The sequence below is a fragment of the Helcobacillus massiliensis genome, from assembly GCF_014191425.1.
Classification (GTDB): Bacteria; Actinomycetota; Actinomycetes; order Actinomycetales; family Dermabacteraceae; genus Helcobacillus; species Helcobacillus massiliensis.
Genome location: NZ_JACHWP010000001.1, coordinates 1,173,723 through 1,193,340 on the forward strand (window position 1 = coordinate 1,173,723; position 19,618 = coordinate 1,193,340).

Here is a 19,618-nt window from a genome sequence, read left to right on the forward strand (position 1 = left end):
AGATCGCATCCGCCGGGCCGCATCACCGGGTCCGGTGCGGGTGGGCGTCGGTGTCAGAGGCCGGCGCTGCCGGGGGTCTCGCCGGTGAGGGCGCTCCAGGCGGCGTCGTAGTCGGGCTCCTGGCCGATCTCCGGCACCTGCTCGGTGTACAGGATCGTGGCGTCCTCGTCGGCGACGACGACGGAGCGGGACAGCAGACCCTTCAGACCGCCGGACGTCATGGTGACGCCGTAGTCCTCACCGAAGTCGGAGCGGAATGCGGACGCTGAGACGACCGAGTCGATGCCTTCGGCCCCGCAGAAGCGGTCGAAGGCGAACGGCAGATCCTTGGAGACTGCAAGGACCACCACGTCGCCCTCGCCGTCGGCCTTCTTATTGAACTCGCGGACGCTGGCCTGGCAGACGCCCGTGTCGATCGACGGGAAGATGTTCAGAACGAGTCGCTTGCCGGCGAAGTCGTTCTTGGTGATCTCGCTGAGGTCGGTGCCGACGAGAGTGAAGTCGGGGAGCTTTTCGCCCACCTTCGGCAGGTCGCCGACGGTCTCGACCTGCTCGCCGCGCAGACTGATCTGTGCCATGGTCATCCTCCTGGAGTGCTGGTGGTTGCTGTGCCGGTGCCACTGTCAGCCATGAAGCTGACAAAGCCCTGACGTGTCACTTCTCGGTGGCGCCGGTGGCATCGTCCACGAGCGGGTGGCCGGGCTCGTCCAGCATGCGCTGCTTCGCCTTCTCCACATCGAACCGGGCCTTCGGCCACTGCGGGTCGATGTCCTCCAGCGCCTGGATCAGCAGGTTCTGCACCGCGAGACGGGCGTACCACTTGCGGTCCGCGGGGATGATGTGCCAGGGGGCGGTGCGGGTGCTGGTGGCGGCGATGGCGGCGTCGTAGGCGTCCATATAGTCGTCCCAGCGCTTGCGCTCGGTGAGGTCGGAGACGGCGAACTTCCAGTGCTTGTCCTCCCGCTGCAGGCGTTCGAAGAGGCGCTCCCACTGCTTGTCCTTCGAGATGTGGAGCATGACCTTGAGGACGATGACGCCGTCGTCGGCCATCTCCTTCTCGAAGGTCTTGATGGAGCGGTACCGCTTCGCGATCTCCTCGTCATCGGCCCAGCCGTGGACGCGGTGGATGAGCACGTCCTCATAGTGGGAGCGGTCGAACACGCCGATCATGCCGGGCTCCGGCTGGTGCGGGCGGACGCGCCACAGGAAGTGGTGGGACTTCTCCTCCTCGGTGGGCGCCTTGAACGCGGTGATGTCCACGCCCTGCGGGTCGACCGCCCCCACGACGTGGCGCATGATGCCGCCCTTGCCGGAGGTGTCCATGCCCTGGACCACCAGGAGCACGCTGCGACCGGCGCGGCGCCCCGGAACGCGACCGGAGTGGGCGGCCCATAGCCGCTCCTGCAGTTCGGACAGGCGCTCGGACTGCAGGGCGAGGAGCTCCTGACCGGCGGCCTTGTCACCGTCGAAGCCGGGCGTGGAGCGCGGGTCGATGTCGCGGACGCTGACCTTCGCGCGCTGGGACGGCTGGACGCAGAAGCCGGCAGCGGTGAGCTTCTCCGCCTTCTTCTCGACCTTCTTCTGCTCGGCCTTCTTCTTCTCGGCTTTCTTTGCGGCCTTCTTCGCAGCCTTCTTGTCGAGCTTCTTCAGCTCCTCGACACGGGTGGCGGACTTCTTCGCGGCCTTCTTCTCGGCCTTCTTCTTCGATGGTGACATGGGGCACAGCGTACTGGTTGTGGCTGTCAGGCCCGCTCATGCTCCCCGTCGCGGTCGAATCGGAGGTGGAAGACGAGCACCACGGCCACGGCCATGACCGTCAGCACGAGCGAAGCGATCATGGGGGCGTGCAGGCCGAAGGAGTCCACGAGCACACCGCCGATGAGCGCCCCCACCGCGATGGCGCTGGTGGCGGCGGCGGTGTTGAGCGCGGTGGCGTCATCCACGCGGTCACCGGCGCGGAACTGCGCCATCGCCTGCGAGGACACGCTGATCATGCCGGAGAAGAAGCCCCATGCGGCGAGCACGATGCCCGCAGCGACCGGACCGTGCATCAGCCACATGAGGGCGGCGACGGACAGTCCCGAGCCGATCGCGAGCACCAGGATCGCCAGCACCGGGGTGCGAGACACCAGGGCCCCGGCGGCGAAGTTGCCGACGAGCCCGAGCGTGCCGAACACCATCAGGTACACCGACGTGGAGGAGCCGGGAACCCCGGCCACGTCGATCAGGATGGGACGGATGTAGCTGTAGGTGATGAACTCCGCGGTCAGCAGCAGTGCGGTCAGCAGCACTGCAGTGCCGATGGCGGGGTGCGTGATCGCCCCGAGGGTTCGGCGCACAGTGCTCGCGGCGGTGGAGACCGACGGGGTCACGATCGCCAGCACGATCACGCCGACCACCAGGGACATCGCGCCCACCAGCACGAACGCCATCCGCCAGCCGAAGGAGTCGCCGAGCCAGGTCGCCAGCGGCAGGCCGAAGATCAGTGCCGCCCCCACCCCGGAGAAGACGATCGTCAGGGCGCGGGGGATCTGCTCACTGCGCACCTGCCCCATCGCCACCAGCGGCATCACCGCCCAGTAGAGGCCGATGCCGAACCCGGCGAACACGCGGGAGAACAGCAGGCTCACCAGGTCCCAGCTGACGGCGGTGAGGACGCAGGACACGATCACCATGGCGAGCGCGACGAGGATGATGATGCGTCGATCGCGGCCGCGGGACAGGCGCGGGGTGACCAGGGTGATGGCGGCGGCGAGGACGCCGGGGAGCGTGACGGCGAGGCCGACGGATCCGCGGCTGATCCCGAGGTCGTCGCTGATGAGGGTGAGCACTCCGATGGGGAGCTCTTCGATGGTGACGAGCACGAAGATGCCGATGGCGAGGGTGGCCACGGCGAGCCAGTTCGATCGCGCCGGCTCAGCGGTGTCTTCGGGGTGCTCGGGCACCACGGGGATCGCGCCGGTGGACACGGGGATGGCGCCGGTGGTGGTGGAGGGCTCGTTCTCGTCCCAGTCGCGGGCGCGGGTGTCGCCGGCGTCGGTGGGGTCGTCGATCATGCGGTGCCTCCTTCGGGTGCTGTGGTGGGACTGGGGGCTCCGTCGGCCCCCTCTCGGGTGGGCTGGCGCAGCCGGAACGCGGCCAGGATGCCAGCGCTGACGGCGAGCAGCGCGAGACTGGCGGTGAGCGCGGCGATGATGCCGGAGCGGTCCACGAGGATGCCGCCGATGAGGGCGCCCATGGCGATCGCGCCGTTGAAGGCGGAGGAGTTGATGGCGACTGCGGCGTCCTCCCGCTTCCCGGCACCGGACAGGACGAAGCCCTGCACGGTGACGGACAGCATCCCGGCGAACGCTCCCCACACAATGGTGGCGATGAGCGCGGTGACGGGGTCGTGGACGATCGTGACCATGAGGGTGAGCGCTGCGATCATGCCGCCCACGAGCAGGCACACTGACCCCCATGGGCTGCGGTGGAGCGCGGCGCCGCCGGCGAAGTTGCCGAGCAGGCCGACCACGCCGTAGGCGAGCAGGAACGCGGAGATGTGCTCGATCCGCACGCCGCCGAGCTGCTCGAGGATGCGGGTGACGTAGGAGTAGGAGATGAACTGCGCGGTCACGGCGGTGCAGGCCAGCAGGAATCCGTACTTCACGGTGGGGATGGACAGGGCCCGCAGCGTGGAGCGGACGGTCTCCGCAGCCTGAGAGTGGACGGGTCGCAGCACGAGCAGCTGCAGCACCCCGACGACGGCGGCGATGCCGCCGACCAGCAGGAACGATTCGCGCCATCCGACGGTGGTGCCGAGCCATGTGGACAGCGGAATGCCGAGCAGCACCGCGGAGCCGACGCCGGCGAACGCGATGGACAGGGCGGCGGCGCTGTGGCGGCGCGGCACGTGCGCGAGAGCCACCTGCGGCATCACCGGCCAGTACATGCCGATGGCGAAGCCGGTGAGGATGCGCGAGGCCATCAGCACGCCGGTGCTGGGGGCGAGCGCCGATCCGACCGTGGACAGCACCACGGCGGCGAGCGACGCCACGAGGATGAGCCGGCGGTCGATGCCGCGGGTGATGCCGGGCAGGATCAGGGCGATGACGGCGGCGAGGATGCCCGGCAGGGTGACGGCGAGGCCGATGGCGCCGTCGGTGGCGTGGAGATCGGAGGTCATCAGCGGCAGGAGGCCGATCGGCAGCTGTTCGAGGGTGACGAGGGTGAAGATGCCGAAGCCGAGGAGGACCACGCGTCCCCACAGCGGGGCCGACGGGTGCTGGGTGCCGTGCTCGTTCGCCTGCTCGCTGTGCACGTCTCCTCCCTCCCGCATCGCTTCTGCCGGTCCGCGGCGCGGGCCCCGATCGAGGGTATCGGCGCGGTGGGGACAGCGCCAAGCACGGTGGCGGGCATCACCAGCGCGGTCCAGGCTGCTTGCGGGCTGGTGGGGCCGGCGGTCGCTACCATTGGCGACGATTCGATCACGACTGTTCCCTCTGGAAGGGGTTGCTCATGGCTGGTGGACTCGCCGCCCTGCTGGATGATGTCGCCGCACTCGCGCGCATGGCCGCCGCGAACGCCGATGACATCGCCGCCGCGTCCGGGCGCGCCAGCGCGAAGGCCGCCGGCGTCGTCGTGGATGACACGGCCGTCACCCCGCAGTTCGTCAAGGGCGTGGACCCCAAGCGGGAGCTGCCGATCATTGCGAAGATCGCGCGCGGCTCCCTCATCAACAAGGCGATCATCATCGTGCTGGCGATGCTGCTCAGCCAGTTCATCCCGTGGCTGCTGACCCCGCTGCTGATGGTGGGCGGCACCTACCTCTGCTACGAGGGGGCGCACAAGATCCTGCAGCTCATCGGCCTCCTCGAGCATCACACAGCCGGTGATGAACCCGCTGTGCAGCGCGGCGCGGACGCGGAGAAGTCAGTGGTCAGCGGCGCTGTCCGCACCGACTTCATCCTGTCCGCGGAGATCATGGTCATCTCCCTGAAGGAGGTCGCCGACGAAGCCTTCTGGTCACGCCTGATCACCCTCATCGTGGTGGCCGTGGTCATCACCGTCGCCGTGTACGGCGTGGTGGCGCTGCTGGTGAAGCTGGACGACATCGGCCTGGCGATGATGACGAAGGACTCCGCCGGTGCGGCGAAGTTCGGCGAAGCGCTCGTCAGGGCGATGCCGGTGGTGCTGCGCATCATCGAGTACGTCGGCATGCTCGCCATGCTGTGGGTGGGCGGCCACATCATCCTCGTGGGCCTCGACAAACTGGGCTGGCACGCCCCGGAGAACCTCGTGCACGCCCTGCAGGGCCCGGTCGCGGGCCTCGCCGGTATCGGGGGCTTCCTCTCCTGGCTGGTGGAGACGGTCTGCTCGCTGATCCTCGGCATCATCTGGGGATCGGTGGTGGTCGGCGTCGTCGCCCTGATCCAGAGGCTGCGCGGAAAGGGCCACGAGGACGGCGCTCCCACCGTCCAGGCGGGCCGTGAGCGCACGGGAGGCGCCGCCGCCGGCACCGGCACCGGCAGCCATGCCTATCGGCCGGAGGGCTCCTCCGAGTCCTGAGGTTCGCCCGCGGAATCGGCAGAAGCATCCTCGGCCTCGGGATCGACGGCCTCGAGGTCGGCAGTGTCGGGGTCGGCGGCGGAACCGGAGGCGTCGAACAGCGACGGCTGATCCCACGGGCTCACCTCGGCCGCCCCCGCCTTCCCCGATCCTCCGCGCGGCATCAGCTGCGGATGGTCCCCCTGATGGGGAACAGCCCGCAGCTGCTCCCCCAGCAGGCGCCTGCCCGCGAGCGCTTCGATGTGCTTGACCGCGGTGAAGATCGCTTCGGGGCTCACCGCCGCGACCAGACCGGCATCGTCGCCGTCGGCCTTCGGGATAGCGGCCGACGGGTGCTCCACTGACGCTCGCCGCAGCACCAGCGCCACCACGGCGTCCGCTTCGAAGTCCTGTGCCCGCGGCCCCAGTTCACGGCGTCCCTGCGGTGTGACGGTGCGCAGGACCTGGACGGGCGGCTCCGTCGACGGGGTGAGGTGGCCCAGCAGCGCATGCGCCAGGGCGCGCAGAACCGCGGCGATCAGATCGGCGGGGTCCGTCGGCCCCTGTGTCCCTTCCGCCTCCTCCGCCTGGGCGCAGACGGCGGCAATATGCTCGCGGCCGCCCGCCTGCTCGATGAGGCGCACCAGCTGCGCCGCACCGGCCGCTGTGACGGGGCCGAGGCTGCGCAGGGGGTGCAGGACGCTCTGCGGCACCGGGTGGGGGCCGTCGGTGTCGGCGATGTCGTACATCAGGTCGATGGGGCCGAACGGGCGCAGCACGATCAGGGGGATCGCCCCGGGGCGGATCGTGCGGTGCAGGTCCCTCGTCCAGGTGCGGCGGGTCGCCACGAACTGGGCTCGGGGCCGCTGCAGGTGCACCAGCGACGCGTTGTAGCAGGACAGGGTGGGGAAGCGACCGGCGAACTCCATCGCGTCCAGCAGCGAGTCGCGGCCGCCGGCGTGGGAGGAGGCGTGGGCGAACAGCTCGTCCAGAACGGGCTGCTGTGCCTCCAGGTGGGCGAGGCCGTCGCTGGGCGGGGCGGAGTCGGGGAAGGGCAGGGTCATGGCTCCATCGTCTCCGATCGGGGGCCGGTTTTCACGCACCGGCGTGCAGGCGGCGCACGCGTCGCAGCTCCCGCAGCCCGATCACGGTCATGATGGGCCGCAGCGGCCCCCATTCGAGGATGCGCACGTCATCGGCGCGGCGGATCCGCCTCAGCAGCTCCGGTCGCAGGTGGCGCAGGTAGCGGCGCGCCAGGAGGGAATGCAGCGGGTGGGAGATGTAGGCGGCGTCGCGGGATGATTCGACCGCCGCCAGCGTGTTGAGGACGTTCTCCTCGGTGCTGCGCGCCAGCGCATCGAGCTGGATCTCACCGGTGAAGCCGCAGCGCATGGCCTCATCACGCAGCAGGTGCGCCTCGGGGATGTGACCGCGCACGGCGCCGCCGGACATCAGCAGGGTGCACGGCCCGGTGCCGTCGGCCTCCCACACGTAGGCAGTGCGCAGCGCCTGGCGGACCCGGAACCGGTTGATCAGCCCGGCGCGAGTGCCGGACTGGCCGTAGCCGAGGACGATGAGGGTGCGGGACCCGTCGGCTGCTCCCCCGCCGGACGCTTCGCTGGACGTGGGGGTGACGAGGCTGCGGGAGGCGAGCTGGTCGATCACCTCACTGGCCGCGATGACGGCGGCACCGATCCCGACCGCACCGGCCACGGCCCATCGGGGGCGGCGGCGCGATCCGCGCCCGGCGCGGGTCACTTCGAGCGGGTGACCGGAGGCTCAGCGGACCACGGGAACACGATCCAGTCGTCGGTGCGCTTCCACACGTAGGTGGGCTCCACCACGGATGCGGACTTGGCGTAGAGAACGGCGGAGCGGGCCTCGGCGCCCTGCGCCTCCAGCAGCTCCAGCACGAGCGCGAGAGTGCGCCCGGAGTCAGCGACGTCGTCCACCACCAGCAGGCGCTTGCCCGTGATGGCGTTGGTGTCCAGCATCGGCTCCAGCAGCACCGGATCCGGCAGCGTCTCGTGGACGTCCGTGTAGAACTCGACGTTGATGGCGTCGGCCAGCTTCAGACCGAGGGCGTACGCGAGCGAACCAGCGGGCAGCAGTCCGCCGCGGGCCACCGCGATGACGATCTCCGGTTCGAAGTCGGAATCGGCGATCGTCTGCGCCAGCTCGCGCGACGCGGTGCCGAACAGGTCCCAGGTGAGGACCTCCTTGGTCTCGAGGTCACTGGAATCTGCGTGGTACGCCTGGGTCACGGGGTCTCCTCCGGTGAGAATGGTCGGGTCACCATCGTATCCGCGGCCGCGGCGCCGGTCACCAGCAGATCTGCAGAGGTTCACGAACCTCACGCCCACCGGTCCAGGCCCGGCCACTACTATCGGGCCATGACCTCCCCCACTGACCTGCACCGCACCGTGGCTCTGCGGCCGCGGCGGCCGTCGCCGCTGGGCGGTGCGAAGCCCACCCGGGCTGACCTCGCCGCCGTCGACACCGCCGACCCGAACGGTGTGGACGATGTGCTGCCCGCTGGCGCCTCCCACCGCCTGGACCTGCTGATCGTCGGCATCAACCCAGGGCTGTGGACCGCCGCCGTGAACGCCCCGTTCGCACGGCCCGGCAACCGCTTCTGGCCCGCTCTCAACCGCGCGGGCATGACCGACGCCGTCGTGGACTGCTCCCTCGGTCTCACCGATGAGGACGCACTCGCACTTCTGCGCCGCGGCATCGGCCTGACGAACCTCATCGGCCGCGCCACCGCCCGCGCCGACCAGCTCAGCCGAGAGGAACTGCGCGCGGCAGGGGTGCGACTGGTCCACCGCGTGCAGGAGCTGCGGCCGCGCGCGGTCGCCATCGCCGGCATCACCGCGTACCGCACCGCGTTCCGACTGCCGAAGGCGCAGCTGGGGCGGCAGGACCCGTCGGCCCTGCCGGAGGACCTCCCACGCTGGCCGACGGGGACCGCGCTCTGGGTGGTGCCGCAGCCGTCCGGCCTGAACGCGCACGAGAACATCGATTCGCTCGCCGAGAAATGGCTCGAAGTCCTCGCGGACATCGGGCGCACCTGAACCCTCCACGCAGGGCACCGGACCGCGGGTCAGCGCAGGTCCCGGCCCGCAGTCTCCGGTGCCAGCAGCAGCATCGCCATCACCGCCGCCGCCACCAGTGCGAGCGCCACAGCGAACGATGCCCCCAGCCCCATCACGGGCCACGCCACGGCGAACAGCAGCGGTCCCACACCGGCGCTGACGCGACTCATCGTCGATGCCCAGCCGAAGCCGGATGCCCGCAGATGAGTCGGATACAGCTCGGAGACGTAGGTGTAGAGCACGGGCACGGAGATCTGGATGATGACGCCGAACACCAGCAGCCACACGACAGCGCCGCGCGGATCATCCAGCGTCACCGCCACCAGCACCAGCAGCAGGCCAGCGGCCGGAGCCGATGCCGCCAGCAGCACCCGTCGGCCCACTCTCTCCACCAGCACAGCCGCGACCACCACCCCGATGAGGCCCGCCAGCGCCATCCCCGCACCGGAGACCAGAGCGGCGATGCGGCCGAGTCCGGCATCCTGCAGGATCGACGGCATCCAGTTCAGCGCCAGGTAGTACACCAGCAGGATCGTGCCGAACAGTCCCCAGGACACCGCGGTGATGCGCGGAGCTTCCCTCCACAGCGCCGCCAGCTGGTCGAACGCTGCGGTGATGGGGTTGCCGGTGCGCCGACGCGTGTCCAGCTCAGCAGCCGCGACGACATACTCGCGCCTCGGGGCGCCGGTGGCCTCCACGAGCCTGTCCACGACAGCTCGGGCCTCCGCCTCCCGACCCTGCCGGGCGAGGAACAGGGGCGATTCGGGAATATCGCGCCGCACCCAGAACACCAGCAGCGCCGGCAGGATCATGATCGCGAGCGACAGCCGCCACGTGCCGGTCGCGGCGAGCAGACCCGCGGAGACGAAGAACGCGGCGGCGGCACCGACGGGCCACCAGCCGTCCATCGCGGTCAGGACACGACCACGGACCCTCCTCGGAGTGAACTCGCCGATGAGTGCGTAGTCCACGGGGATGCAGCCGCCGAGGCCGATGCCGGCGAGGAAGCGGGACGCCGCCAGCACCGCGAACGACGGCGCGAGGGCGCCGGCTGCGGTGAAGACCGTGAAGATGAGCAGTGTCAGGGAGAAGGCGCGGCGCCGACCCACCCGGTCCGCGATCGTGCCCCAGACGATGGCGCCGAGCGCCATCCCGAGCAGGTTCGCGGTGGACAGCAGGGCGGCTTCGGGGCGGCTGATGCCCCATTCCTGCACGGCGGCGGGGATCAGCGCTCCGTTGAGGGCGACGTCCCAGGCGTCGAACATGAAGCCGAGGCCGCCGATGATGAAGATGCGGCCCTGAACGGGCCAGCGGAACGGGAGGGACTGGACGACCTCGTCGGAGGTCAGGCGGGGTGGGGCTGCGGTGCTCATGGCTCCAAGAAGGGCAGGGATTCGGAGCGGTCAGAATACAGCCGCAGGGCGCGCCGGGGCAGGTTCGGCCGGGTCACGGGTCCGGCCGAGGCGGGAGCTGGGGGCGGAGCCGGAAGAGCCGAAAAGGGCCGGGGCTGAGCACAATCCGACCGGAATCTGGGGATTTTGTGAGTTCATCACGCCGGGGGCCCGGGTTTTGGTCGCTTTTTGCACGCCCCGGTTCGGCGCTTCAAACCTCCCCAAAGTTCTGCCCGGGGTCCTTGCAGAGGTGGGTGGGGCGGGTCGTAGCGTCGAGGCGTCATCACGAACCCGATTCGACGAAGGATCCGTCCTCCATGAGCACCTCCATCATTTCGAACTTCAGCCGTCGCATCGTCCTCGCGCTGGGCGGCGGCGCCGTCCTCGCCACCGGCGTCATCGCCACCACCGGTCAGGAAGCCCACGCTGCGTCCGGCTGGGACGGCGTGGCCGAGTGCGAGTCCGGCGGCGACTGGTCCATCAACACCGGCAACGGCTACTACGGCGGCCTCCAGTTCTCTGCCGAGACCTGGGCAGGCCACGGCGGCACCGAGTACGCCCCCACCGCCGATCAGGCATCCAAGTCGCAGCAGATCGCCGTTGCTGAGCGCGTGCTCGACAACCAGGGCGCGGGTGCATGGCCGAACTGCGGCAAGTTCCTGAGCGGCGGCGCTGATACGTCGTCCAAGCCGGCCAAGGAGACGCAGGAGAAGGCGCCCAAGAAGGAGAAGAAGCAGGACGCCCCCAAGCAGGAGAAGCGTCAGGACACCTCTGAGCGCAAGCAGGACGCCCCGAAGCAGAAGGACACCCCGAAGAAGGAGAAGCGTCAGGCTCAGCCCGAGCGCAAGCAGGAGGCTCCGAAGCAGGAGCGGAAGCAGGAGGCTCCGAAGCAGGAGGCACAGCCGAAGCAGAAGAAGTCTGACGCGCCGAAGCGAGCATCGAAGGGCACCGTCGGCGCTCCTGACCTGTCCGTCGCCGGCACCCTCGAGGTGGACGGCAAGATGGGCCCCAAGACCATCACCGCCCTGCAGGACTGGCTGGGTGTTGAGCAGACCGGCGAGATGAACGAGGAGACCATCATCGCCCTGCAGAAGTGGTCCAAGGCTGAGCAGGACGGCGTCGTCGGCCCCGAGACCATGAAGGGGCTTCAGCACGAGGTGGGCGCCACCCACAACGGCGCGAAGGACCTGAACGACGAGCAGACCGTGCGCGTCCTCCAGCTGTTCCTGAACCTCTACTGATCAGCGCTCGCGGTCCCCTGACCCGCGGCACTGACAGCAGCACCCCCGTGATCCGCTGCGGATCACGGGGGTGCTGCCATGCTGGAGCGGACTGCCGATATCAGTGGGACTGGCCGGGGCCGCCGTTCGGGAACTGGTCGCGCTGACCGGGCTGGGTTGCCTGACCGGGGTGCTGTACGGTCTGCTGCACCGGCTGGACATAGTCCGTCTGCTTCCTGCGGCGACCCAGCAGCCAGAGCAGCAGGCCGAGACCCAGCAGGAACAGGCCCAGCAGGGAGCCGCCGATCAGCAGAAGGACGCCGCCGACCGCGCCGAAGATGCCGCTCACGCTCAGCGGCGGGGAGACTGCTGCTTCGGCGTCACAGGTGATGGAGTGGTCACCGGAGATCGAGGGCGTGAACGCCGCGAAGCTCTTCCACTCGTTGATGGTGGTGGAGGTGGTCGGGGTCTCCAACGGGACGTCCTGGCCGTCCGGGCCGGTCACCTGGCAGCTGGGGGCGGTCGCTGCGCTCTCGCGCTTCAGCAGTATGAGCATATCGCCCTCCTCAGCCGAGACCGTGGCCTGACCGTTGTTGATGGTCTGGAGGTCATCCATGGTCTCGACCACTCCGGAGCCGCCGCGGTAGGCGAGGATTCCGCCCACGATGAGGCTGAGCAGCAGGATGACGGCGCCGAGGATCATCAGGACCTTGCCGGCTTTCGCCATGCCGGGCGAGCGGCGGTTGTCGACGGTTGTGGTGGCCATGGGCCCTCCTGGGGTCAGTGGATGACACGATCCCTTCCAGGGTAACGGCAGTCACACCACGCGCCGGGGCGGAGCCATGGGGTGCGGTCCCCGTCGGGCGCCACGCGATCAGCCTGCGAGCGCAGCGCGGAACGCAGCCTCCGCCTGCGGACCGAACGGCACCACGTGCACTTCCTGCACCCCCGCGACCATCTCATCCCCCTCGAGGGAGCGGATGGTGCCCACAGCGATCCGCGCGGCATCGTCCATCGGCCAGCCGTAGATGCCGGCCGAGATCGCGGGGAAGGCGATCGAGCGCGCGCCGAGCCGGCCGGCGAGCAGAAGGGACTGCCGGTAGCAGGAGGCCAGGGTGGCGGAGCGGTCCTCACTCTTCGCGAAGACGGGACCGACGGTGTGGATCACCCACCGGGCATCGAGACGCCCGGCGGTGGTGGCAACGGCCTGGCCTGCGGGGAGGCCCTCGGGCAGCTGCTCCTCGCGGATCCGTCGGCATTCGGCGAGGATCTCGGGGCCGCCGGCACGGTGGATGGCGCCGTCCACTCCCCCGCCTCCGAGCAGGCCGGAGTTCGCGGCGTTGACGATCGCGTCCACGCTCAGGGCGGTGATGTCACCGGGGGTGATGATCAGGTCCATGGGCACGGCTCAGCCGAGGTCCTGCACCCGGATCATGAGGCCATGCGGCTCCACCATCGAGCGGATGAACGGCTCCGGCTTCGGGTGGTTCGGCAGCGCCTCGAAGTACGCCTCGTGCGCGGCGAGGGACGTGATGCCGGCCTGCACGTCCTCCTCCTCCAGCTCGATCCGGTGGGTGGGAGCCGCCGCACCGTGGATGAGGATGCGACTGACCTTGTGGGGTTTGAGCTCGAGATCGGTGAACACCCACGGGTTGTCGGCGGCGGAGACGGCGTCGACCGCGGCGAGACCGGTGACGCGGTGGTCGGCCTGGTTGAATCCGCCGTACGCCTCAACATCGAAGTTGGCAGTCACCACGGTGTCCGGCTGGACGATGCGGATCCGCTCCGCGATGTCACGGCGCAGCTGCATCGACGGCTCCATCATGCCGTCGGGGTGGTCGAGGATGGCAAGGTCGCTGACACCGACGGCCGCACAGGCGCGGCGCTGCTCCTCTGCCCGCACCGGTCCGGCTTCCGACGGGTGCATGGTACGGATCCCCGCCTCACCGTGGGTGAGCAGCAGATACGACACCTCGATGCCGGAGCGAGTCCACCGGTTGACGGCGCAGGACAGGCCGTACTCGGCGTCATCCGGGTGGGCGACCACCACGAGCACGCGGGACATGCCGCTCGAGTCGAAGACGGGCAGGTTCTCGGGAGTGCGGTCATCAGGGCTCATCATGCTGAGAGCGTAAGCACTTACCCTGGACAACCCCGGGGCGCGTCGGCGCACCAGCAGATTCAGAACAGGAGGACCCATGATCCGCAAACGCTTCGTCATCACCGGCCGGGTCCAAGGGGTCGGGTACCGCTTCTGGACCCAGCGCACCGCCGAACAGCTCGGCCTGTCCGGCTGGGTGCGCAACCTCCCCGATGGCAGCGTGGAGGCAGAGGTCAGCGGGCCGACGGAGGCCGTCGATGAGCTGGAGCGGGCCTGCCATGACGGACCGCCCGCCGCCGGTGTCGATGCTGTTCACTCCGAAGAGATCGAGCACCGCGCCGGCGACGGGCGGTTCGAAATCCGCTGAGCCAGCGGGCCACGGGCGTCACTTCACCAGGTCGCCGTCCTCGAAGTGGGCGTCGATGGATTTGTCGGTGAGGTTCCAGCAGGTCATGCCGCCGGCCTCGGTGCCGGTGCAGGCGAAGTCGCCGTAGGTGACCGTCTGGCCGGGCTCGACCACCTGAATGTCGCCACCGGCCGCGCCCCACGGGGTGTCGTCGCCCGCGGCGTCGTAGGAGTAGAACTCCATGGGGTTGTTGCCGGTCATGCTGAGCATCCACTTGGGCTGACCATTCTCATCCGCACCGTGGCGCCCGTCCTGGGCGGCCAGCGCTCCGCACTGCCCTTCACCGTGCTCCCAGAAGGCGCAGGACACCGAGCCGTCTTTGCTGACCATCACGGCCACCGCCGCTTCATCGATGACGCCAGCCGGGACCACCGAGGAGGCCTGGACAGCATCGGCAGGAAGGGGGCGACCCCCGTCGGAGGCGGCCGGGGCGGCGGCCTGAGCAGGCGCACCGGCAGCGGCGGCGGCCTGAGCTGCCGTCACGAGGCCGGAACCGAGGTGAGAGACGGTGGCGCCGAGGGACACGGACTGCGAGGAGCTGGCGGTCGATGCGCCATCCGCGAGAGCGGGGACCTGGAGGCCGCCGATCGCCAGAGCGGCGAACAGGGAGCTGGCGGCGACAGCAGCGGAACGGCGGGTGATGCGCATGGCGGGAACCTCATCTCGGTCTCGGAGGGAGGAGCGTCGGCGACGCCCCACCTGGACACGGACCACTCTAAACCATGTCTTTACCCTTGCTTGACCATTTTCGGGGAAACTTTTGGTGAACCGAGTGAGGGCCCGCCCCAGTGCCTGTTCAGGCGGTGCTGGCCGCGGTGGGCGCAGTGGCATCGGTGCGGCGGCGCATCAGCTGCAGGACCACACCGACGGCCGCAACAGCGAACCCCGCCCTGCCCGAGTGCCGCTGAAGCGGCCTGCGCATCTTCGCCGGAACGCCTCCGCCGCGTTCCGCGACGAACGCCGGTTCCGCCCCGAGCTGCACGGGGCTCGCGGGCTGGCGATCCTCCTGGTGGTCCTCTTCCACATCGTCGCCGACGGGCGCGTCTCCGGCGGCATCGACGTGTTCCTCGCCGTGACCGGCTTCCTCGCCCTGCCGTCTCTGCTGCGCCGGACCGGCGACGGCTGGCGGATGGACGTGGCCGCCCGCCTGTCCGCACTGATCCGACGCCTGGCCGTGCCGATCCTTCCGATGCTGCTGGTGACCGCCGCGGTCGGCTGGCTGCTGATGCCCACGGCGCACCTGCCGCAGCTGATGCGGGAGCTGCGCGTCTCCCTGCTGTTCCACGAGAACATCGAACTGGTGCGGGCGGAGTCCGCCTACAACGCGGCCGGCGCGGACACCTCCGCTCTGCAGCACCTGTGGTCCACTGGGATCCAGGGGCAGTTCCACCTCGGCATGATCGTGCTGGTGATGGCCGTGTGCTTCGGGGCCCTGCGCCTGCGGATCCGCCCGAAGCTGGTCCTGCTGGTGGTGCTGGGAGCTCTGACCATCGCCTCCCTCGCGTGGGCGACCCACTATCAGGCCCGCTCCCCCGAAACCGCCTACTTCTCCACCTCGGCGCGGATCTGGGAGCTGACCCTGCCCGGCATGGTCGGGCTGAGCATCACTTCCTTCCGCCTGAGCCCGCACACTCGCGGCGTCCTCTCCTGGGTCGGGACCGGACTGATCGTCAGCTGCGGCTTCGTGCTGGACGGCGGTGCACTGTTCCCGGGACCGGCCGCCCTGTGGCCCGTGCTCGGCATCGTCCTGGTGCTGATCGGCGGGCAGAGCCGCACGAAGTGGGGTGCGGACCGGCTTCTGACGACGACGCCGCTGCAGCGCATCGGCGACATCTCCTTCTCCCTGTACATCTGGCACTGGCCGATCCTGATCCTCACGATGACGGCGCTCGACAGTGACAACCTCGCCTTCTGGCAGCAGGTGGCGGTGCTCGCCGCTTCCCTGGCCATGGGCGCACTTGGCAAGGCCCTGTTCGAGGACCGCCTGGCACAGGCCCGCATCGTGTTCCCCGGCCCGCGCCGCTCCATCGCCGTCGGTGCGGCCGGCCTGGCCTCCATCGCACTGCTGTTCACCGCCGGTCTGAATACCGCCACGGCGCAGGCGGAGGCTGAGCGGGAGGAGCAGACTCGCGGCGCGATCGACGAGGAGCACCCGGGTGCGGTCGCGCTGATCACGGGCGAGGAGGTCCCGCCCGCCTCGGTGCTGCCGGATCTGCCCACCGCGGCGCAGGATGTGCCGTGGCCCGAGCAGAAGGAGAACCTCGGGGAGTGCGTGCAGAACCGAGGCGGGGTGGAGGTGAAGAGCTGCCGCTTCGCCGGCGGGGACCCCGACGGACCGCTGGTGGTGATCGCGGGCGGCTCCCACACCTTGCAGTGGTCGGGGCCGATCGAGATGCTCGCCGAGGAGTACGGGTGGAACCTGGTCTACTACGCGAAGAGCTATTGCGTGCTGAACGTGGGCGGTGATGCCGCCTCGGAGGATGTGGTGGACCCGTCCTGTGTGGAGTGGTCGGACTCGGTCATCGAGGAGCTGGAGAGCTCCCAGCCCGCCCTGGTCATCGCGCAGGCCACCACGTGGCGCGGGGACGGTCCGGAGAACGCGCATGCGGGTATGGCCGATGCGGTCGCCCGGCTGAACGACGCCGGTGTTCCCGCTTACCTGGTGCGCCAGACCCCCATGCCCGACGAAGCGGCCCTGGAGTGCGTCGAGACGCAGCGCCCCGAGGACCCGTCAGCCTGTTCCTTCCCGAAGCAGGAACGAACGGATCCTGCCTTCGATGTGCCGATGGAGGGGGACCCGGCGAGCCCCAGTGCCGTCCCCTCCCCCGAACTGCCGTACGATCCGCAGATGACCCGCGTGCTGTCCTCCCCGCAGTACCTGTGCACCGAGGATGCGTGCCCCGCCGCGATCGGCAACGTGCGCACCCTGCGGGACGGCAGTCACATCACGCGGGCCATGGCGCGCTCGCTGCCCCCGTTCATCGAGGCGGACCTGCGGGAGTTCCGACCGGAGCTGTTCGAGCACTAGACCCACCGCGGACAGCAGAGAGTCAGGGTGCCCAGTCGAGCCGCACAGATAGACGGACGCGTCGGTCGGCAGGTTCAGCGCCCCGATCGGTCGCTTGGAGCCGGCCGCGCGCAGCGCCTCCAGCATGCCCTCCTCGGCACCGTTCACCAGCGAGTACTGGCGAGGCTGGCGGGCACCGTCGGGCAGGGTCACCCCGACGGAGATGTACTGGCCGGGCAGGAATCCGGGCAGGGCCTCGCCGTCCTCCCGGGCCACGGTGAAGCGGATGACTCCGTGACCGAGCTCCTCGCGCCAGCGGACCACGGCCCCGTGGAACACGTCGCCGGGCTGGACGCCCTGGTGCCGGCAGAGGTCCTTCTCGAAGTCGATGAGGACCTTCGCCATCATCCAGTAGACGCTGTCCCACGCCTCGGCGACATCAGCGGTGACGACATCGGCGCCCAGCACCCCGACGATCGCAGCGAACAGGTTGTCGTGGACGATCTCAGTGATCCCGAGGGAGGCGTGCTTGTGGCCGATGCGCGCGAGGAGATCGCGCGGGTCCGGCTGGGAGGGAGGATGATGCGGCTGAGGACATGGTGAAGCTGTCCTTTCCGACGGATTCCTCAGATCCGCTGAGTCCTCAGGCCTTCGCCTCGTAGCGGCGGTGGCGGATCGGGATGCGGATGACCGGAAGGATCCGTCGGACCACGAAGGCGACCAGGGTGACGCCCACCAGCGTGACCACCAGGCCCACGATGCCGTTCTCGGTCAGCGCGAACACGACGTAGCCGGCCAGGGCGGCGATCGCACCGGTGATCGCGTACGGCAGTTGTGTGCGCACGTGCGTGGGCACCGAGCAGGCCGCGCCCGTGGAGGACAGGATCGTGGTGTCCGAGATCGGCGAGCAGTGGTCGCCCAAGACGGCGCCGGCGAGGACCGCACCGAAGGCGGCGAGCAGGACGTCGTCCCCGCCCTGGACGGCGTTCATCATCTCGCCGGCCAGCGGCAGGAGGATTCCGAAGGACCCCCAGGATGTGCCGGTGGCGAAGGCCATCAGACCGGCCACCACGAACAGGATCGGCACCAGCCAGACAGCGGGCACGGACAGCTGATGGACGACATCAGCGAGGAAGGCCCCGGTGCCGAGATCCTCGATCATGGCGGCCAGCACCCAGGCGAACATCAGGATGAGGATCGCCGGCATCATCGACTTCGCGCCCTCCCAGGCACCGCCGCGACGCGTGCCCGGCGTGAACTCGGGGTTCGGGGAGGTGTAGCGCAGGCAGTAGTAGAGCGCCACGCCGAGGGCGATCAGACCGCCGATGTTCAGCGCGAGCGTGACGTCCGCTTCGGCGAGGGTCTCCACCGGGCCCCACCCACCCGCGGCGAGACCACCGGTGATGTACATGCCGCCGATGACTCCGGCGACCAGCACCACGAACGGCACCACCAGCGCCCGCATCGCGCCCGGATCGTGGGAGGGGAGGTCATCCGACAGCTGGCCAGGCGCTTCATCGTCCTCGGCCATGACGCCGTCACCGTCGGCGGCTCGGCGCTCCTCGGCGCGCATCGCCCCGAAGTCGATCTCCAGCAGAATCGTCAGCCACAGCAGCAGGAGGGCGCCGATGGCGTAGTAGTTCATCGACGCGGCCAGGAGGAACCCCTCCACCTGGCTGAGCGTCAACGCAGACGCCGCCAGCAGCGGGGCCATGATGCCGATGATGGATGCACCCCAAGAGGAGAACGGCGCCAGCACCACCACGGGAGCGGAGCTGGAGTCGATGAGGTAGGCCAGCTTCGCACGGGACACCCGCTGACGGTCCGTGATGGGGCGCGCCACCTGCCCGACGGCGAGGGCGTTGAAGTAGTCATCGATGAAGATGACCATGCCGAGGATGCCGCCGAGTGCCTGGGCGCCGCGACGCGAGCGGATGCGCTTCGCGGCCCACTCGGAGAATGCGGATGTTCCGCCCGCCATCAGCACGAAGGACGCGATGACGCCGAGCTCCAGCAGGAAGGTGATGATCAGGACCGTGTCCCAGGCGATGCCTCCGTCGGCCCAGACGAGGCCCACGATGCCGTCCCAGATGAGGGATGCGGCCTTCAGGGGGTTGACGTTCGCGACCAGCAGCGCTGAGACGATGATGCCGGCGCCGAGTGAGGGGAGCACCTTCTTGGTGAGGATCACCAGTGCGATCGCGATCAGCGGCGGCAGCAGGGAGAGGACGGGGTAGGCGGTGAGCACAGCGCTCCTCGAGAAAGAGCAGGTGGATTGAGTGGGCCGAGTTTAGCAAGTGCGCTCACCCGGCCGGCGGCCCGCTCAGCCCGTGGGCGCCCCTGCGCCCGGGCCGGTCAGGCTCGCTCGGCTTCGGGGAACAGCTCGGTGAACTGGTCGACGGTGCCGGGCAGCACCCACGCGTACACGCCGCCCTGGCCGTTGTCGATGAACAGTCGAGTGCGACCCTCCACACTGCCGAGCTGGTCGATGATGGCGTCGGCCGCATCGGGATGGATCCAATCGCCCTCCTGCTCGAAGTCGACACGGGTCCGCGTCCCGTTGAGGCTCCACTGGACGAAGGACGCGCCGCCGTCGAAGTCGACGTGGGACTGCACGTCACCGATGGCGTCGGACCTGTCGGTGGCGCGGGCCCATTCATGGATCCAGTCCGTGTACGCGGTCTTATCGTCGATCATTTCGGCGTCGTAGGCGAGCACGTACCGGAGGGAGCCGACCCCGTCGTCGTCGACGTCGGTGAGGATGAAGAACGGGTCATCGTCCTCAGGGGCGAACGAGGTCGGATCGACAGGGGTGATGCCGCAGGCGGCGAGGCGGGCGAGAATCTGATCGGTGGTCATACCACCACAATAC

At 69.5% G+C, this 19,618-nt stretch carries 20 protein-coding genes; 6 read left to right on the plus strand and 14 right to left on the minus strand.

From position 1 onward, the window contains the following. Positions 1–53: 53 nt before the first annotated feature. The 4 genes from tpx to FHX50_RS05385 form a co-directional block, all read right to left on the minus strand. Positions 54–578 (minus strand): thiol peroxidase, encoded by a 525-nt coding sequence (tpx, locus tag FHX50_RS05370; protein ID WP_183375111.1) that lies wholly within the window; start codon positions 576–578, stop codon positions 54–56. 76 nt (positions 579–654) lie between these two features. After that, on the minus strand, positions 655–1,716 hold the full coding sequence (locus tag FHX50_RS05375; protein ID WP_183375113.1) for a PPK2 family polyphosphate kinase: 1,062 nt from the start codon (positions 1,714–1,716) through the stop codon (positions 655–657). A gap of 26 nt (positions 1,717–1,742) precedes the next feature. Continuing rightward, positions 1,743–3,056: an MFS transporter gene (locus tag FHX50_RS05380; protein WP_183375115.1), complete on the minus strand. Its 1,314-nt coding sequence runs from the start codon at positions 3,054–3,056 to the stop codon at positions 1,743–1,745. Then, the gene (locus tag FHX50_RS05385) at positions 3,053–4,300 is read right to left on the minus strand and encodes an MFS transporter (protein ID WP_183375117.1); all 1,248 of its coding nucleotides are present in this window, start codon (positions 4,298–4,300) and stop codon (positions 3,053–3,055) included. Before FHX50_RS05385 ends, FHX50_RS05380 begins: the two co-directional genes overlap by 4 nt. A 197-nt stretch (positions 4,301–4,497) precedes the next feature. Between FHX50_RS05385 and FHX50_RS05390 the strand changes: the two genes are divergently transcribed. After that, entirely contained in the window at positions 4,498–5,547 is a 1,050-nt protein-coding gene (locus FHX50_RS05390; RefSeq protein ID WP_183375119.1) for a DUF808 domain-containing protein, read from the plus strand. Here FHX50_RS05390 and FHX50_RS05395 read toward each other — a convergent pair. From FHX50_RS05395 to FHX50_RS05405, 3 genes are read right to left on the minus strand one after another with little or no spacing between them, the layout of a single operon-like run. Continuing rightward, entirely contained in the window at positions 5,517–6,590 is a 1,074-nt protein-coding gene (locus tag FHX50_RS05395; RefSeq protein ID WP_183375121.1) for a hypothetical protein, read from the minus strand. The genes FHX50_RS05390 and FHX50_RS05395 overlap by 31 nt on opposite strands. 31 nt (positions 6,591–6,621) lie before the next feature. Continuing rightward, the gene (locus tag FHX50_RS05400; RefSeq protein WP_183375123.1) at positions 6,622–7,239 is read right to left on the minus strand and encodes an ElyC/SanA/YdcF family protein; all 618 of its coding nucleotides are present in this window, start codon (positions 7,237–7,239) and stop codon (positions 6,622–6,624) included. A gap of 41 nt (positions 7,240–7,280) precedes the next feature. Continuing rightward, positions 7,281–7,790: a phosphoribosyltransferase gene (locus FHX50_RS05405; RefSeq protein ID WP_183375125.1), complete on the minus strand. Its 510-nt coding sequence runs from the start codon at positions 7,788–7,790 to the stop codon at positions 7,281–7,283. Between the two features lie 129 nt (positions 7,791–7,919). On the opposite strand from FHX50_RS05405, the gene FHX50_RS05410 reads away from it, so the two are divergent. Beyond that, positions 7,920–8,600 (plus strand): mismatch-specific DNA-glycosylase, encoded by a 681-nt coding sequence (locus tag FHX50_RS05410; RefSeq protein WP_183375127.1) that lies wholly within the window; start codon positions 7,920–7,922, stop codon positions 8,598–8,600. 29 nt (positions 8,601–8,629) lie between these two features. On the opposite strand, the gene FHX50_RS05415 is transcribed toward FHX50_RS05410, so the two are convergent. Then, positions 8,630–9,994: an MFS transporter gene (locus tag FHX50_RS05415; RefSeq protein ID WP_183375129.1), complete on the minus strand. Its 1,365-nt coding sequence runs from the start codon at positions 9,992–9,994 to the stop codon at positions 8,630–8,632. 335 nt (positions 9,995–10,329) lie between these two features. Here FHX50_RS05415 and FHX50_RS12245 point away from each other — a divergent pair, with 335 nt between their 5' ends. Next, the gene (locus tag FHX50_RS12245) at positions 10,330–11,253 is read left to right on the plus strand and encodes a transglycosylase family protein (protein WP_183375131.1); all 924 of its coding nucleotides are present in this window, start codon (positions 10,330–10,332) and stop codon (positions 11,251–11,253) included. 100 nt (positions 11,254–11,353) lie between these two features. On the opposite strand, the gene FHX50_RS05425 is transcribed toward FHX50_RS12245, so the two are convergent. The 3 genes from FHX50_RS05425 to FHX50_RS05435 form a co-directional block, all read right to left on the minus strand. Beyond that, a complete protein-coding gene (locus FHX50_RS05425) occupies positions 11,354–11,998 on the minus strand; it encodes a hypothetical protein (protein WP_183375133.1) in 645 nt (214 codons plus the stop codon). A 108-nt stretch (positions 11,999–12,106) separates the two neighbouring features. Then, complete coding sequence (locus FHX50_RS05430) at positions 12,107–12,631, minus strand: O-acetyl-ADP-ribose deacetylase (RefSeq protein ID WP_183375134.1); 525 nt, start codon at positions 12,629–12,631, stop codon at positions 12,107–12,109. Between the two features lie 9 nt (positions 12,632–12,640). Next, the gene (locus tag FHX50_RS05435) at positions 12,641–13,354 is read right to left on the minus strand and encodes a PIG-L deacetylase family protein (protein WP_221187105.1); all 714 of its coding nucleotides are present in this window, start codon (positions 13,352–13,354) and stop codon (positions 12,641–12,643) included. A gap of 76 nt (positions 13,355–13,430) precedes the next feature. On the opposite strand from FHX50_RS05435, the gene FHX50_RS05440 reads away from it, so the two are divergent. Further along, positions 13,431–13,700 carry an acylphosphatase gene (locus FHX50_RS05440; protein ID WP_183375135.1) on the plus strand — a complete coding sequence of 90 codons (270 nt, stop codon included), beginning with the start codon at positions 13,431–13,433 and terminating at the stop codon, positions 13,698–13,700. 18 nt (positions 13,701–13,718) lie between these two features. Here FHX50_RS05440 and FHX50_RS05445 read toward each other — a convergent pair whose 3' ends face one another. Beyond that, complete coding sequence (locus tag FHX50_RS05445) at positions 13,719–14,387, minus strand: hypothetical protein (RefSeq protein WP_183375136.1); 669 nt, start codon at positions 14,385–14,387, stop codon at positions 13,719–13,721. Positions 14,388–14,511: 124 nt separating this feature from the next. Here FHX50_RS05445 and FHX50_RS05450 point away from each other — a divergent pair, with 124 nt between their 5' ends. Both FHX50_RS05450 and FHX50_RS05455 read left to right on the plus strand, forming a co-directional pair. Continuing rightward, positions 14,512–16,767, plus strand: coding sequence for an SGNH hydrolase domain-containing protein (locus FHX50_RS05450; RefSeq protein WP_183375137.1), 2,256 nt, complete (start codon positions 14,512–14,514; stop codon positions 16,765–16,767). Between the two features lie 273 nt (positions 16,768–17,040). Further along, positions 17,041–17,349: a hypothetical protein gene (locus tag FHX50_RS05455; protein ID WP_183375138.1), complete on the plus strand. Its 309-nt coding sequence runs from the start codon at positions 17,041–17,043 to the stop codon at positions 17,347–17,349. Between the two features lie 40 nt (positions 17,350–17,389). Here FHX50_RS05455 and FHX50_RS05460 read toward each other — a convergent pair whose 3' ends face one another. Then, a complete protein-coding gene (locus FHX50_RS05460) occupies positions 17,390–18,994 on the minus strand; it encodes a Na+/H+ antiporter NhaC family protein (RefSeq protein WP_183375139.1) in 1,605 nt (534 codons plus the stop codon). Between the two features lie 107 nt (positions 18,995–19,101). After that, positions 19,102–19,605, minus strand: coding sequence for a hypothetical protein (locus FHX50_RS05465; RefSeq protein WP_183375140.1), 504 nt, complete (start codon positions 19,603–19,605; stop codon positions 19,102–19,104). Positions 19,606–19,618 lie beyond the last annotated feature (13 nt).

What these genes read in the sequence shown, in the direction of transcription:
- FHX50_RS05375 (WP_183375113.1), bottom strand. Translation starts at nt 1,716, where the DNA reads ATGTCACCATCGAAGAAGAAGGCCGAGAAGAAGGCCGCGAAGAAGTCC.
- FHX50_RS05380 (WP_183375115.1), bottom strand. Translation starts at nt 3,056, where the DNA reads ATGATCGACGACCCCACCGACGCCGGCGACACCCGCGCCCGCGACTGG.
- FHX50_RS05410 (WP_183375127.1), top strand. Translation starts at nt 7,920, where the DNA reads ATGACCTCCCCCACTGACCTGCACCGCACCGTGGCTCTGCGGCCGCGG.
- FHX50_RS05415 (WP_183375129.1), bottom strand. Translation starts at nt 9,994, where the DNA reads ATGAGCACCGCAGCCCCACCCCGCCTGACCTCCGACGAGGTCGTCCAG.
- FHX50_RS05425 (WP_183375133.1), bottom strand. Translation starts at nt 11,998, where the DNA reads ATGGCCACCACAACCGTCGACAACCGCCGCTCGCCCGGCATGGCGAAA.
- FHX50_RS12245 (WP_183375131.1), top strand. Translation starts at nt 10,330, where the DNA reads ATGAGCACCTCCATCATTTCGAACTTCAGCCGTCGCATCGTCCTCGCG.
- FHX50_RS05395 (WP_183375121.1), bottom strand. Translation starts at nt 6,590, where the DNA reads ATGACCCTGCCCTTCCCCGACTCCGCCCCGCCCAGCGACGGCCTCGCC.
- FHX50_RS05465 (WP_183375140.1), bottom strand. Translation starts at nt 19,605, where the DNA reads ATGACCACCGATCAGATTCTCGCCCGCCTCGCCGCCTGCGGCATCACC.
- tpx (WP_183375111.1), bottom strand. Translation starts at nt 578, where the DNA reads ATGGCACAGATCAGTCTGCGCGGCGAGCAGGTCGAGACCGTCGGCGAC.
- FHX50_RS05445 (WP_183375136.1), bottom strand. Translation starts at nt 14,387, where the DNA reads ATGCGCATCACCCGCCGTTCCGCTGCTGTCGCCGCCAGCTCCCTGTTC.
- FHX50_RS05440 (WP_183375135.1), top strand. Translation starts at nt 13,431, where the DNA reads ATGATCCGCAAACGCTTCGTCATCACCGGCCGGGTCCAAGGGGTCGGG.
- FHX50_RS05430 (WP_183375134.1), bottom strand. Translation starts at nt 12,631, where the DNA reads ATGGACCTGATCATCACCCCCGGTGACATCACCGCCCTGAGCGTGGAC.
- FHX50_RS05390 (WP_183375119.1), top strand. Translation starts at nt 4,498, where the DNA reads ATGGCTGGTGGACTCGCCGCCCTGCTGGATGATGTCGCCGCACTCGCG.
- FHX50_RS05435 (WP_221187105.1), bottom strand. Translation starts at nt 13,354, where the DNA reads ATGATGAGCCCTGATGACCGCACTCCCGAGAACCTGCCCGTCTTCGAC.